Origin of the sequence: Sphingobacterium spiritivorum, assembly GCF_016724845.1 — a bacterium.
Lineage (GTDB): Bacteria > Bacteroidota > Bacteroidia > Sphingobacteriales > Sphingobacteriaceae > Sphingobacterium > Sphingobacterium spiritivorum_A.
Genome location: NZ_CP068082.1, coordinates 3669256 through 3682435 on the forward strand (window position 1 = coordinate 3669256; position 13180 = coordinate 3682435).

Sequence of the window (13180 nt, forward strand, 5' to 3'; positions counted from 1 at the left end):
AGAGGTATTCGATGTGATGTACCTTATATTAACAATCAGGAAAGTAAATGGTTTGGCAGGTTGATGATTCCTTATCCCTGAAAATGGCTATTTATACTCTGTAAGGTGGATCTTGGATCGATGTTTGTTATTCATTTATGGCTGTTTCAAAACAGATTTTACAGCCCAAACTAAAATTTTTATATCTTTAACGGAAACACATTTTTATGTTAAGAAGAATTATAAGTTGTATTATACTTTTTGTCGTATCTCTTTCACTGACGGGGTGTCTGGATATCGTAGAAGAAATTGATTTAAAGTCCAATGGATCCGGAAGTATTCAGGCAACACTAAATCTGAGTAAAAGCAAGACAAAAGCATCTTCACTGATGATGCTTGACCAGGTCAATGGTATAAAGATTCCTTCCAAATCCAAGATTCAGACAGAGATCAATACCATCGTCAAACTATTAAAACAGACACCCGGTATCTCCAATGTCAGTTCAAAGGTCGATTTTACAAACTTTATTGCCTCTATTAAATGTGACTTTACCGATGTAAAGGCTTTGAATGCATTTACAACTACACTCTCTAATCATTTCAAGGTTAAAGTATCGGGGCATACAAGCTATGCGTTCGACTCTAATAAAAAAGCATTTACACGTAATTACAAGTTCTCTCCGGAAGGAAAGAAGGAATTTGGAAAGCTGAATGCTGAAAATCAAAACGCATTTAAGGATGCCTATTATACCAGTATCTACAGGTTTACCGATCCGGTGAAAAATCAGGAAAATACCAACGCTAAAGTATCACCAAATAAAAAAGCTGTGATGCTTAAGACGGGAATCGTAAATCTGATCAACGGACAGATAGATTTGTCCAACCGAATACAATTGAATTAATACTACTATTTTTTTAGTAAAAACCCAATATTAATATATGAATATGAAATTTTTGCTTACAGTATTGACGACTGCTGCTGTCTCTGTAGGCGCTTATGCACAGGATCTGGTTCGTAAAATACCTGCTGATGCCAATCTGGTTGTTACTCTTGATACAAAGAAATTCTTTTCTTTGGCCAATCCTCAGGACTTTAATGAAACACTGCGAAAAGCAGGATTTTTCAGAAAGATGGATGAAAGCAATTTTAGAAATGTAAAGAACATCGAAGATCTTGGAATAAATCTTTCTTCTCAGGCTTATATTTATAACCTTAAGAACGATAGTATCAACTATATAGGTGCATTGATTCCATTGGCGGACGCCCAAAAATTCAGTGCTATGATCCCTGCGCATAAAAAGATCGAGATGGTAGATGGAATGCAGACATTCTATTCTAAAGATCGCGAAACACGTGTGAGCTGGGACAACAATACGTTGTATATGCTGACAGGAATCATTACAGATGAGTACTTTCAGCAAGATAGTATTGCAGAACGCTATGGTTTACAAAGCAGGGGACTGAGTCATCTGTATGATGATGTGGAGGTAGATTCTGCAATGGCAGATACTACTTATGCTGATATGTATGATGATATGGAAGTAGATACTGTAATGGCAGAAGAGGTGCCGGAAGTAGAAGCCATAGAGCTCACGGAAGAAAAAACGCTGGCTGTCCCTGTATCTCCGCCTAAAGCTCCTGAAGTCATCGCAGTTCCGGAGATAGAAACACCACCAACCGGTGTTCCCGAAATCGTAATGGATGTACCTTATGATGACAGTGAAGAGGACGATGAGGATCAAACGGATTATTATAAAATGGTTGTACATGATGATTCCATCAAAAGTGCCATTGTAACTCAGGCGATGAATCAAAGATTATCCACCATTATTAGTGCTCAGGGAGCGAATAACTTTTCCAATACCGGATTTGCAAAGCGTCTGAATTCAAATGCAATTGCTAATATCTGGGTTAAGAGTGTGCAAGGATTGTACAATGATTATTTTCCAAAATACTTCTTGTATCTGACTACCGGATTTGACCCGTTGTATGATTCCAAATTCAAGTTTGGATTAGGAGAATTGACAGCTAATCTTGTTGTTGAGGGTAATAAACTGCAACTGGTCGCAGATATGGAAGTGGATAAGAGTCTGGTTCGGTATTATAAAGATATCTATAAGAAAAAACCAAACCCTAAGTTTTACCAATACGTAGATCAAAATGCACTTGGTGTGATTTCTGCAAATATCAATACAGAAGCTTACCTGAAGTTTATGCCGAAGTATATGGAAGGCTATTATGCTTCTCTTATTCCTAATTACAAAGAAGCACTGACTTTGGGAACCACGCTGTTTGATATTCTGCTGGATGAAAAAGCAATAGCCAAAGTACTTCCTGGGGATAACCTGTTTGTATTGAATGGTGTCGTCAAAGAAGAAGTGAAATATACAGACTACGAATATGATGAAGATTATAATAGTATTCCCGTAGAACGTACCAAAATGGAAGAACTTCCTAAGTTTTTGTGGATGTTCTCTTCTGCGGATCCTAGAATTTTTGAACAATTGCTGAAAGTCGGACTGAAAGAAAAGGTCGTGCTGTATAATGATGGTGTATACGAATTTGAACGCAAGAGAGGGCAAGATATTAATGCGTTTGTGCTGATCAATAACGGAATTGTATTCGTAGGAAATGACCGTCAGGAATTAAAAGATATACGGGATAATAAAATTCACAAAAAAGCAGGATCAACGTATACCAGGTTATTGAAGAAAAACAGTTTCCTTGCTTTTCTGAATACATCCCGTATTCCTCAGATATTGAGAGATTTGAATGTTCCTGTTATATCAGAGATGCAGGAGACGGTTAATGAGCTGGAACAATATGGTCCGGTTTATATTGCTTCTCCGGGTATGAAGGGGAATAAGATCAGTGGAGAGATGTCTGTCGAATTTCCGTCAAAAGGAAAGAATGCAGTTTCATTTATTATGGGTACAATAGATTCTTTTCTTAAAACAGCAAAATAGATAGAAGCGCATGAAAAAGGTATTCCTATGGATTTTAGTTGTGATTATTGTAGTGGTGCTGGGTGTGTGGGGGTATCTGACTGTGCGGCAATCGGCTTCGGGAGATGCACAGATACATGTACAGAGTAAAGCTGTAATCCGTATCTCTGTTGACCGGATGCTGACTTCTCTTGCAAAAAATGCATTGATTCATCCGGGTACTTACTTTGGTGGTAAAAAAGAATCAAAAAGAGATAGTCTGGAGCGGATTAAGATATGGAAATCCGGATGGGATATCCCGGCCAATGTCTATCTGTTTTCACTGCGTAACGATCCCCATACTTACTATACCATTCAATCCCTGAAGGATAAGGAAGCTTTTGCTAAATTTTTGAAAGTCAATTTTGCACTGGAACCGGTCTTACTGGAAGGATCACAGTTCTATTTTGTCAAGGCGCGAAATCAACGGTCAGCAGTTTTATTCAATCAGGACAGATTTGTAGTTGCATTCGGAATGGAAGCGGCAGAGCGACTTACGGTAATGCGTAGCTTGTTAGAAGATACGAAGAATCTGGCTACCGCAAAATCCATGCAGTTAGATACATTAGAAGCAGATCTGCTGTATACAGATTTGATTGATAAATCGGTCATCAGGACAAACTTTTATAATGGGAATATCAAGGTGGAAGGTAATATATATTCGGCATTATGGCATGCCCCTGAGCAGGCAACTGCTCGTCAGCTGGATACATCCAGTGTAGCGTATGGCTGGTTGAATGTGGATTTCAGACCTGTTTTAAATCAATATAAAGACAGTCTGGAAAAGCATAAGATTCCCGTGGATACGCTTTCCAAATACCTTGGCGGATATGTAGATCTGCAATGGAGACGAGATCCTGTCAAACAGATCGATACTATTGTCACTTATGATCTGGATGACAATTTTGAAATGTCGGAGAAGAAGGAGGTCAGAGAAGCTGAGGTGCCGGACCTGCAGTTTGTCATCCGGTCATCTCCGCATCTGGCGGCTTATCTGCCGGAAAAGATGTTCTATAAATTCAAAAAACAGGTGAAAGGTGATCTGATAGCTTTGAATACCGGAACTCCTGCAGATTTTACAAATACCAGGAATAATGTCCCGAATTACTTCTATCTGCATTTGCGCGCTGATAGCTGGAACAGAATGTTTTTAAAGAAAGATTCCGGATCAGCATGGAATCATATCGATAATATCACATTAAGTGCAACAAGATCAACAGCAGACTGGTCAGTTCTGAAAGGTGAAATTAGACTGAAACAAGCGGATATACATGCTTTATACCAGCTGTTTTAAGTATTTATACCCAGAATATGAGTTATGAGTAAAAAGAGTCTGAACTATATTCAGACTCTTTTTTTATTTTAAAATCTATGTTTAGAGCTTGATTTACTGAGCAGTTATTTCTCTGTGATATAAGTGCTCTTTTCAAGCGTCGGTTGGTGTCTCCGCCAGCTGTTGAAATGTTGCCGGTGAGGAGTCAGCCAAACGTCTATGGAAACATTGAAATGACTACAGCATTAGGAAACTTTCTCGCGTCGGTTGGTATCTCCACCAACTGTTGAAATGTTGCCGGTGAGGAGTCCGCCAAACGCCTATGGAAACATTGAAATGACTACAGCATTAGGAAACTTTCAAGCGTCAGTTGGTGTCTCCACCAACTGTTGAAATGTTGCCGGTGAGGAGTCCGCCAAATGCCTATGGAAACATTGAAATGACTACAGCATTAGGAAACTTTCTCGCGTCGGTTGGCGTCCCCGCCAACTGTTGAAATGTTGCCGGTGAGGAGTCCGCCAAACACCTATGGAAACATTGAAATGACTACAGCATTAGGAAACTTTCCAGCGTCAGTTGGTGTCTCCACCAACTGTTGAAATCTAGCCGGTTAGGACAGTATCAACGGCAAAATATAAAAGTGATAAATGAAAAATCCTCAAACACCGGGGTGATGAATGAGGATCTTATCAATTATTAACCTAAATTATGAAAAGTCATTTTTAACACTACTATAACGCTGTCAGAATTGCAATAGTATGTGTTGAAATGTTAAGAGATGTTAAAGTATAACATCATTATCCTGTAGCGATCTTGCTGATATCTGCTTGCTAATGAGAATATGGGTCAGCAGTTTCAATTTTTGTTGATAGGCTTTCGTAATCTGTCCCGGGTTTCCTTCATCAAAAAGTAAGGGTTTTACGATCGGTACACTGAAGGGTACCGGCCAGGCACGCAGAGATTTGGCGATAGCATCCATAGCATTAATACCTTGCAGTGCCTGTCCGCCATCAGCCCATGAAATAAGACCGATCATTTTATCTGTCAGGTAAGGTTTTGATTCCTTTGCTGATATTTCTAACCAATCCAGACAGTTCTTCATAACTCCCGTCATACTGCCATGATAGAGAGGAGTAAGCCAGATATGCGCATCAGCTTCTCTGAATTGCTGCGTCATGATCTCTACAGCGACCGGTGTTTTAGAAAGAGTAAAATCAAATAAAGGTATGGCAGATCCTGCCAGATTGAATACGGTAGAATGGATCCCATTTTCTTCCAGTGTTTGTTGTAAAAATTGAATGATACTATGTGAAGTAGAAGATGGTCTTCTTTCCAGAGCTCCGTTAAATATTAGTATGTTCATAACCTGTATTATTTCTTGTAAATAACTTTTGGCATTCCCACCTCTCCGTACATAAGTCCGGATACCAGTGGTAATAACCGGGACGTAACAGCCATATAGATTCCTTCAGGTACCCGGATATCATTGCGGACAGCTACTTTTGTCCCTTTGAGATGTGTAAAGTCAGCTGCTGTAATCGCGTTTATCCAAAGTGATTGATAATGATGATCCTGTTCTCCAAAGGATAAGCTGAATGCATGGGGACGAAGTAAAGTTGTCAGCAGCATGTATGCCCACTGAGGAACAATTGCGTCAGAGGAACACATAATAGTGACCGCCTTGCCTTCGAACAAGGAAAAATCGAGCTGCTGCAGTTTCTCCCTGAATTCCTTCTCCCTGAGCATCATACCCATATACAGCATATCTTTGATGTCCAGTTGCACAAAAGATACCTGCGGTGCATAATCCATGAGGTCAAGACCGATGATACCTGACTGCTGTACCTTGTTCACAATTGATCCTGTCATGATTGTCTGTTCTGTATAGTATTATAGTTGCGGGATACAGCCTCCCAGTCTAATATACTCCAGAAAGCAGCCAGATAATCAGCTCTTTTGTTTTGATATTTCAGGTAGTAAGCATGCTCCCATACATCTATCCCCATTATCGGGAATCCCCTGTCTGTAATATTGATGTCCATGAGCGGATTGTCCTGATTAGGAGTAGAACATATCGCAATACTGCCATTATATTTGACATACAGCCAGGCCCAGCCGGAGCCGAATCGTGTCATTGCAAGCTGGCCAAACTGCTCCTTGAAATTGTCTAATGAACCCCAATTAGCCAGAATGGCATCTGCAAGTGCTCCCTGTGGTTGTGTCTGTGGCGAAGGAGAAAGAATATTCCAGAATAATTCATGATTGTAATGCCCGCCGGCATTATTACGCAATGCAGGAGAATAATTACTTATATTTTCCAGTAAAGCTGTTAAAGATTCGGGATTAGTCTGACCTTCAAGAGCTTTATTCAGGTTGTCTACATATGCCTGATGATGTCTGTCGTGGTGGATTTCCATGGTTGCCTTGTCGATGAAAGGTTCTAATGCATCGTATGAGTAAGGCAGAGCCGGTAATTGATAAGCCATAATTTTTGTAATTTTGTTTTTGTTTAACAAAGGTATTAACTTTGTTTATTAAACCAAATAATTACTTTGTTTATTATGAATAATAATTTGCCGGATAATGAAAAATCACTTTGGATACTCAAAACCAAAGGAGCACTTCCGTTGGCTGCTTTGGCCAAAGAGATGGGAGTGACTACTGAAGGCGCACGTTTCCATTTGTTAAAACTGGCAAATGAAGGTTTGGTAGAGTCTACTACTGAATCAAAAGGGAGGGGACGTCCACAACAAATATGGGCACTGACCTCCAAAGGACAATCCCGTTTTCCGGATACACATGCAGATCTGACTGTTAATCTTATCCGTACTATCCGGGAGACATTAGGTGAAAAGGCATTAGAGCAAGTCATAAAAGCTAACGGAGAAGAAATTCTGGACCGTTACACGCAACATCTTTCCGGGATAAGAGATCTCGAACCACGTATAGAAGCACTTGTCGATATTCGTCAGCGGGAAGGGTATATGGCCGAATACAGAAGCGAAGCGGATGGTGAATATCTGTTTATCGAAAATCATTGTCCTATTTGTGCGGCAGCTTCACAGTGTCAGGGATTCTGTGATAATGAGCTTAACACCTTCCGGACAGTATTAGGTGCGCAGGTAACGGTAGACCGGATCAGTCATATTGTGGCGGGTGCACGTCGCTGTACATATGTCATTAAACAAAAGGAGTAAGATTACTTTACACTTTCTAAATCATTTGTTAATCTATTGGTGGTCATAAGTTAATACGCTACAACTATTTTAGCCCCATCAATAAACAATGTATATGAAAGGATATTTACTTACTATTTTATGCTTATTGTTATGGGGTCATTATGACGTCATGGCACAAACGACACAAGCCAGTATTTCCGGAAAGATTACAGATGGGGCAGGACATGCAGTAGCAGGAGCGACAGTACAGATCCGAAATGAATCTACAGGATTCAATACCAAAACATCTACAACAGCTAACGGAGATTTTACATTCAAAGAACTTCCGTTAGGAGGCCCTTATGTAGTACGAGCTACATATGTAGGTTATAGTGAGCAGGTCCGTAACGGATTTATGCTTAATCAGGGAGATATCATTCGCGTGGTCATTCCGATGGAAGAATCCAGTAATACACTGGATGTCGTAGACGTGACTGCTAATGCTATGAAAAATAAGATCGAGAATCTCGGAGCAGCCACAGCGGTATCCGCAAAAGACATCGCAAAGCTTCCTGTGAACGGTCGTAATTTTACCTCTCTTATGGATCTTTCACCTTTAAGCAGAGGAGATAATCTTTCAGGACAATTGGGCTCATCCACTAATTTTACCATCGACGGTATGACTGCAAAAAATCCGACTTCTGCGGGTTCTACGACCAGTCGAAGCGGAGCACCCTATTCTATTTCAATCGAAGCTGTACGTGAATTCAAAGTGGTCACCAATCAGTATGATGTGACATATGGAAGAAGTGGCGGAGGAACAGTGAGTGCTGTGACCAAGGCAGGTACCAATACCCTGAGCGGTAGTGCATGGACATACGCACGTGCAGACTGGTTATCCAGTCCGTATGACATTCGTGGTAACAAACGTAACAACAAGTTTTCTACGTATCAGTATGGCTTTACTTTAGGAGGTCCTATTATCAAAGATAAACTTCATTATTTTGTAGCCTGGGATCATCAGAGAGATGCACGCCCTCTGATTATTGCAGATGTACAATCTGCCACAGACGAAAGCCGCTTTAATATCACACGTGCTACGTTAGATCAGTTTGTTAATATCGGCCGTAGTAAGTATGGTCTGGGAGATGGATCTCAGTATGGCTCATTTGACAAGACCCGTGGTTCGGATGCCGTATTTGCACGTATAGACTGGCAGATCAATGAGAAAAATTTATTGACTATACGCGACAATTATACCAATGACAGAAACAAATTAGGACTGGAAGATAATACAGCCATTAATATGTTTGAATCGTATGGGAATGATAAAAACATAGATAACAGTTTACTGGCAACTTTGCGTACATCCTTATCTCCGCGACTGACCAATGAACTAAAAGTACAACACTTGTACACGTATCAGAAAAGCAGTCCGGGCGATCAGCTTCCGGGGGCGAATATTCCGAGAGCTATTGTTGAAAATATTGCCTCTCCTGTAGACGGAAAGTCTCTAGCCACTAATGTGCAGCTGGGAGGACACCGTTTTGCTCAGGAAGGATTTACTAATAATGTGATCCAATTGGTAGATAACGTGTATTTGAGTACAGACAAAATAAACTATACGTTTGGTGTAGACCTGATGTATACGCATGCAAAGTCTCTGTATGGCAGCGAGGTGAACGGACGTTTTCAGTTCAGACCAAGTGATCAGTTTACAGCATTACAGAATTTTGATAACCTGACTCCATATGCATTCTATCGTGAGGTTCCTTTAATGGCTGACCCTACCGTAACCGGTAATATTTTTAATGCCGGTATCTACGGGCAGATGCAGACCAAACTTGCAAGAGGACTGGATATGACAGCAGGTCTTCGTCTGGATTATGGCCGCTATCCGACTTCGCCGCTCAATGAACTGTTGCTTTCTGAAGTAGGAGTTCGTACAGATAACAAGCTGAAATCATTTGTCGTACAACCCCGTGTACAGTTTACCTGGGATGTCAATGAAAACAAGACCGATTTTCTTCGTTTCGGAGCAGGTATCTTTGCGTCAGACATCAACAACTATATGACCATCAATAACCTTACTTTTGATGGAAAACATTTTGCAACTGTAGACGTACGAGGTGCGGATGTGCCAAGACCGGATTTTAATGCCTATCGTCAGAATCCGGGTAGTATTCCCACATTGGCAGCTTTTCAGGTTCCTACCATCAATACCTATTCAGACAATGCAAAGATTCCGGTTGTATACAAAGCCAACCTTTCCTATACCCGATTTATCAATGATCGTATCAAGGTAGGTGTGACAGGTTTTGCGACATTGGGACGTAATAACTATATGTATGTAGACCGCAATATGGTAGCAGATCCGTTTTTCAGATTAGCTAACGAAGACAATCGTGGCGTATATGTGCCTGCTACTGCAATTGTAAATGGTGCTGCAGACTGGAAACAAGGGCGTATTAGTAACAAATTTGGCCGTGTGTTGGAATTGAACAGTGAAGGTAAAATCAATCAATTTGCCGTAGTCGTGGATGGATCATATCAATACTTTCAGGACGGCTCTGTGTCATTGAGTTATACGTGGAATGATACAAAAGATAATACTTCCTACAACGGTAACGTCGCAAATACAGCTACTCTTTCTCTTCCTGTAAAAGATGATCCCCGTGATCTGAGTAAAATGAGCTATTCAAACGGCCATTTCAGACATAAAGTGGTATTCTATGGTACTTTACCTACATTCTACGGTGTGAGTGTCGGTGTACGTTACTCCGGAATCGGCGGTACACGATACAGTTTACTTGCGGGTGGTAATATCAACGGTGACTTTGTATCTAATACCAATGATCTTGCCTATATATTTGATCCGAATAGTCCGAATACTGCTGCGAATGTTACTGCCGGATTGAATGATCTTCTGAACAATCCGAATGCAAGTCAGAGTCTGAAAGATTATATCCTGAAATATTCAGGTAAAATAGCTGAACGTAACGGCGGAGTAAACGGCTTCTACGGAATAGTAGATCTGCGTGTAGCTAAGAAATTCAAGTTTGGCCGCACACAATCACTGGAAGTATCTGCTGATGTCTTCAATCTGGGTAACCTCTTTAAGAAAGACTGGGGTGTCAACGAATCATTGGGTTCACAGGCGCTCTATGCACTGGGTATACCTGAGAATAAAGAAACCGGCACAGCTGCTGTACCTCAATTTGATGTCACAAAACAGCAGTTTAATTACCGGGTCAACAACTCCGGAATTGTCAATCCTTCCGGAAATCCATACCAGTTCCAGTTAGGTCTACGGTACGGATTCTAATCCTTAATGATATCTTATTCAAAAAGCACGTCCGTAAGACGTGCTTTTTTATTTGACTGCTATAAGCCCGAAACGGAGAAGTAGATCAAAAGATATACGTTGCTTATTGCTCTATTGCATCTTTAAGCAATTGCAGACGTACCCATGAGGGACATTTTTCTACATCTTTTTCCCACATATCTACGCATATAAAGCTAATTCTTAAAAATTCAGGAACATTTGTCACCACCATGTGTGGTGCTATTCGGATTTCGGTAGGTAGTTCTCGGCTTGAAAAATACTGTTTTAGTTCAGCTGCATCCATAGCCGCAAATATAGCCAAATAACCAATAGATATACGTCAATTAATGTTCAATCTGCAGATTATATTTATCCAGTAATCCGGCTATTCCCGAAACTGAAAACCTGGCTTTTTTAAGTTTATTATTTTCAGGGTCGATCGAGTAATTACAGGCCGACCGGAAATCTGCCTTTTCCAGATTGGTGTGGTAAAAATTGGCTCTGAGAAGATCACAATTCTCAAAAACTGCCTGCGAAAGATCACTCTCCGAAAAATCTATTTCCTGAAGAGAACATTCCTTAAAAACTATTTTCTTTAGAGAGAGCCCATAGAAAGAGGAATGCTGCAGCTGACAGCGAGTGAATGAAAAAGCAAGTCCGAAATCCGTACAGTTTTCATAGCGTATGCCAATCATTTTGCTGTCTTCAAAGGTAATATCGCGCAATGCTGTTTTTTCCAGGCGAACCAGGCTCAGATTACAATGCTTAAAACTACAGTCTATAAATTTGAATCCCGAAAGATCCTGTTCTGCAAAATTGCAGTTGATAAATGTACAATTATCATATTCCCCCTTTGCCAGAGCAAGAGAAGTATAGTCCATTCTTTCAAAAGTTTCATCCTGTGTATACTGTTCACTCATGAGATAGATTTGTATTAGCTTGATTTGTTAAATAGTTCCTTTTTCAATACCATATTCAGCGAATTCAGCATTTGCCCATTAGAGGATTCTATAATTTTATTGTTTTCAGGGCGGAATGAAAAACCGTTCTTTTGATAGCAGTGTATAGCAGCATCATTCCAGTCAAATACATTGAGTTCTACTTCTTCGGCCTGCAAATCGTTAAATGCATACCTGCACAATACGTCAATCAATGCAGAGCCAAAGCCTTTTCCTCTGTCCCCGGAAGTTCCTATTAATACCCTGCAGATTTTGTAATGATTATGTTCGCTCTTGTACAATTCTGCATGACCAATATATCGGTTTTCAGACAGTGTAAAGACAGCAAAAGCAATTCTGTCAGGATCACTTGAATAGAAATCTAATTGTTGAGAGGTAAGTGGGAATGAAAAAATAGAGCCGGCAAATTGTACCAGTAATTCTTCATCTGGCACCATTCGGATCAATTGCTCAAAGTTGGATTGTTGGAAAGGAACCAGACGGATCATTTGCTTTAGTATTAGGTACTAAAGATACAAATCCTTTTACAGCAGCCCAACAAGCTGCAGGTTTTTCAGAAAAGAAAACAGGAGTATGAGAACAGTTTGAGATGTTTGGACGGGTATACGGTAAACAAAAAAGATGTTAAAATAAACCCAAAATCAGGTAATATCTACCCGTTATCGGATTGATTTTAACATCTTCAAACATACCTCTTTAGAAACTATGTTAATTTAAATGATGTTTATCATTATTTTCAACATCCCTTTGTGCAAGCAGTGAAGATTCACGGTTAAGAATGTTGCTTTTATTCGCATAATTCTGATTATCGGCATAGATGTAAAGAAGAGTTCCCTCTTTAATCGTATTGATAATCTCGGCATTGAGTTCACGCGGAAGTGCAGGACATCCATAGCTCCGGCCAAGACGTCCGGTAGAAGCAATGACGGCTTCACTGCAATAATCTGCTCCGTGCATCACTACAGCTCTTTCCTTTGCATGGTCATTTATTCCTTCTTCCAGACCATTCAATACCAGCGAATAGCCGTTACTACCCTGATAGGTTTTTTCTGTAACATAAAAACCCAGCGAGCTTTGGTACGAATTGTTGCGGTTAGAGAAAGAAGTCGCAAATTTTTCGCCGCTGTTGCGACCATGCGATACCAGACTGTGATAAAGTACTTTTCTGTTTTTCAGGTCGAGTACGTACAGTCTTTTTTCCGTTGAAGGGAGTGTAAAATCAATAATCGTCATCGTGTCCCTGTTGTCCGTTGACAACATACTCCGTCCGCGCATAGCCTGCTCAAAAGCCTCTAATTTGAGAATAGGCTCCAGATGCATGCTGGCGTACAGTTGTTGAACAGGAGATACTTTTTTACTTGGTTTTACAACGGTTTTTTTTTCAATATGCTTACCTGTATAAACAGATGCTGATGACGAGGTAAACAATACTAATGAGAAAATATACAAAAATCTAATCATAACACAAAATCACAATTTTCCACTACAAAGGTAGTAATAA

General features: G+C 40.2%; 12 protein-coding genes. 5 read left to right on the forward strand and 7 right to left on the reverse strand.

The genetic code is table 11. From position 1 onward, the window contains the following. Positions 1–206 precede the first annotated feature (206 nt). The 3 genes from I6J03_RS15600 to I6J03_RS15610 are packed head-to-tail and all read left to right on the forward strand — an operon-like array spanning position 207 to position 4258. Positions 207–881: a hypothetical protein gene (locus I6J03_RS15600; RefSeq protein WP_003004537.1), complete on the forward strand. Its 675-nt coding sequence runs from the start codon at positions 207–209 to the stop codon at positions 879–881. A 37-nt stretch (positions 882–918) separates the two neighbouring features. Further along, positions 919–2946 (forward strand): hypothetical protein, encoded by a 2028-nt coding sequence (locus I6J03_RS15605; protein WP_003004534.1) that lies wholly within the window; start codon positions 919–921, stop codon positions 2944–2946. A gap of 10 nt (positions 2947–2956) precedes the next feature. Continuing rightward, positions 2957–4258, forward strand: a complete 1302-nt coding sequence (locus I6J03_RS15610; protein ID WP_003004531.1) for a hypothetical protein — start codon at positions 2957–2959, stop codon at positions 4256–4258. Between the two features lie 760 nt (positions 4259–5018). Here I6J03_RS15610 and I6J03_RS15615 read toward each other — a convergent pair. From I6J03_RS15615 to I6J03_RS15625, 3 genes are read right to left on the reverse strand one after another with little or no spacing between them, the layout of a single operon-like run. Then, entirely contained in the window at positions 5019–5600 is a 582-nt protein-coding gene (locus tag I6J03_RS15615) for an NADPH-dependent FMN reductase (protein ID WP_003004528.1), read from the reverse strand. 8 nt (positions 5601–5608) lie between these two features. Beyond that, a complete protein-coding gene (locus I6J03_RS15620) occupies positions 5609–6106 on the reverse strand; it encodes a DUF2480 family protein (RefSeq protein ID WP_003004524.1) in 498 nt (165 codons plus the stop codon). Further along, a complete protein-coding gene (locus I6J03_RS15625) occupies positions 6103–6723 on the reverse strand; it encodes a superoxide dismutase (RefSeq protein ID WP_003004520.1) in 621 nt (206 codons plus the stop codon). The genes I6J03_RS15620 and I6J03_RS15625 overlap by 4 nt, the downstream gene beginning before the upstream one ends. 75 nt (positions 6724–6798) lie before the next feature. Between I6J03_RS15625 and I6J03_RS15630 the strand changes: the two genes are divergently transcribed. Continuing rightward, a complete protein-coding gene (locus tag I6J03_RS15630) occupies positions 6799–7434 on the forward strand; it encodes a helix-turn-helix transcriptional regulator (RefSeq protein WP_039989614.1) in 636 nt (211 codons plus the stop codon). Between the two features lie 94 nt (positions 7435–7528). Beyond that, positions 7529–10720 carry a TonB-dependent receptor gene (locus tag I6J03_RS15635; protein WP_232279638.1) on the forward strand — a complete coding sequence of 1064 codons (3192 nt, stop codon included), beginning with the start codon at positions 7529–7531 and terminating at the stop codon, positions 10718–10720. Between the two features lie 103 nt (positions 10721–10823). Here the strand turns inward: I6J03_RS15635 and I6J03_RS15640 are convergent, their stop codons facing one another. From I6J03_RS15640 to I6J03_RS15655, 4 genes are all read right to left on the reverse strand, one after another. Beyond that, positions 10824–11024 carry a DUF6965 family protein gene (locus tag I6J03_RS15640; RefSeq protein ID WP_236586193.1) on the reverse strand — a complete coding sequence of 67 codons (201 nt, stop codon included), beginning with the start codon at positions 11022–11024 and terminating at the stop codon, positions 10824–10826. A 40-nt stretch (positions 11025–11064) separates the two neighbouring features. Then, a complete protein-coding gene (locus tag I6J03_RS15645; protein ID WP_201693800.1) occupies positions 11065–11640 on the reverse strand; it encodes a pentapeptide repeat-containing protein in 576 nt (191 codons plus the stop codon). Between the two features lie 14 nt (positions 11641–11654). After that, positions 11655–12167, reverse strand: coding sequence for a GNAT family N-acetyltransferase (locus I6J03_RS15650; RefSeq protein ID WP_003004503.1), 513 nt, complete (start codon positions 12165–12167; stop codon positions 11655–11657). A gap of 220 nt (positions 12168–12387) precedes the next feature. After that, positions 12388–13140, reverse strand: coding sequence for a murein L,D-transpeptidase catalytic domain family protein (locus I6J03_RS15655; RefSeq protein ID WP_201693802.1), 753 nt, complete (start codon positions 13138–13140; stop codon positions 12388–12390). Between the last annotated feature and the right edge of the window lie 40 nt (positions 13141–13180).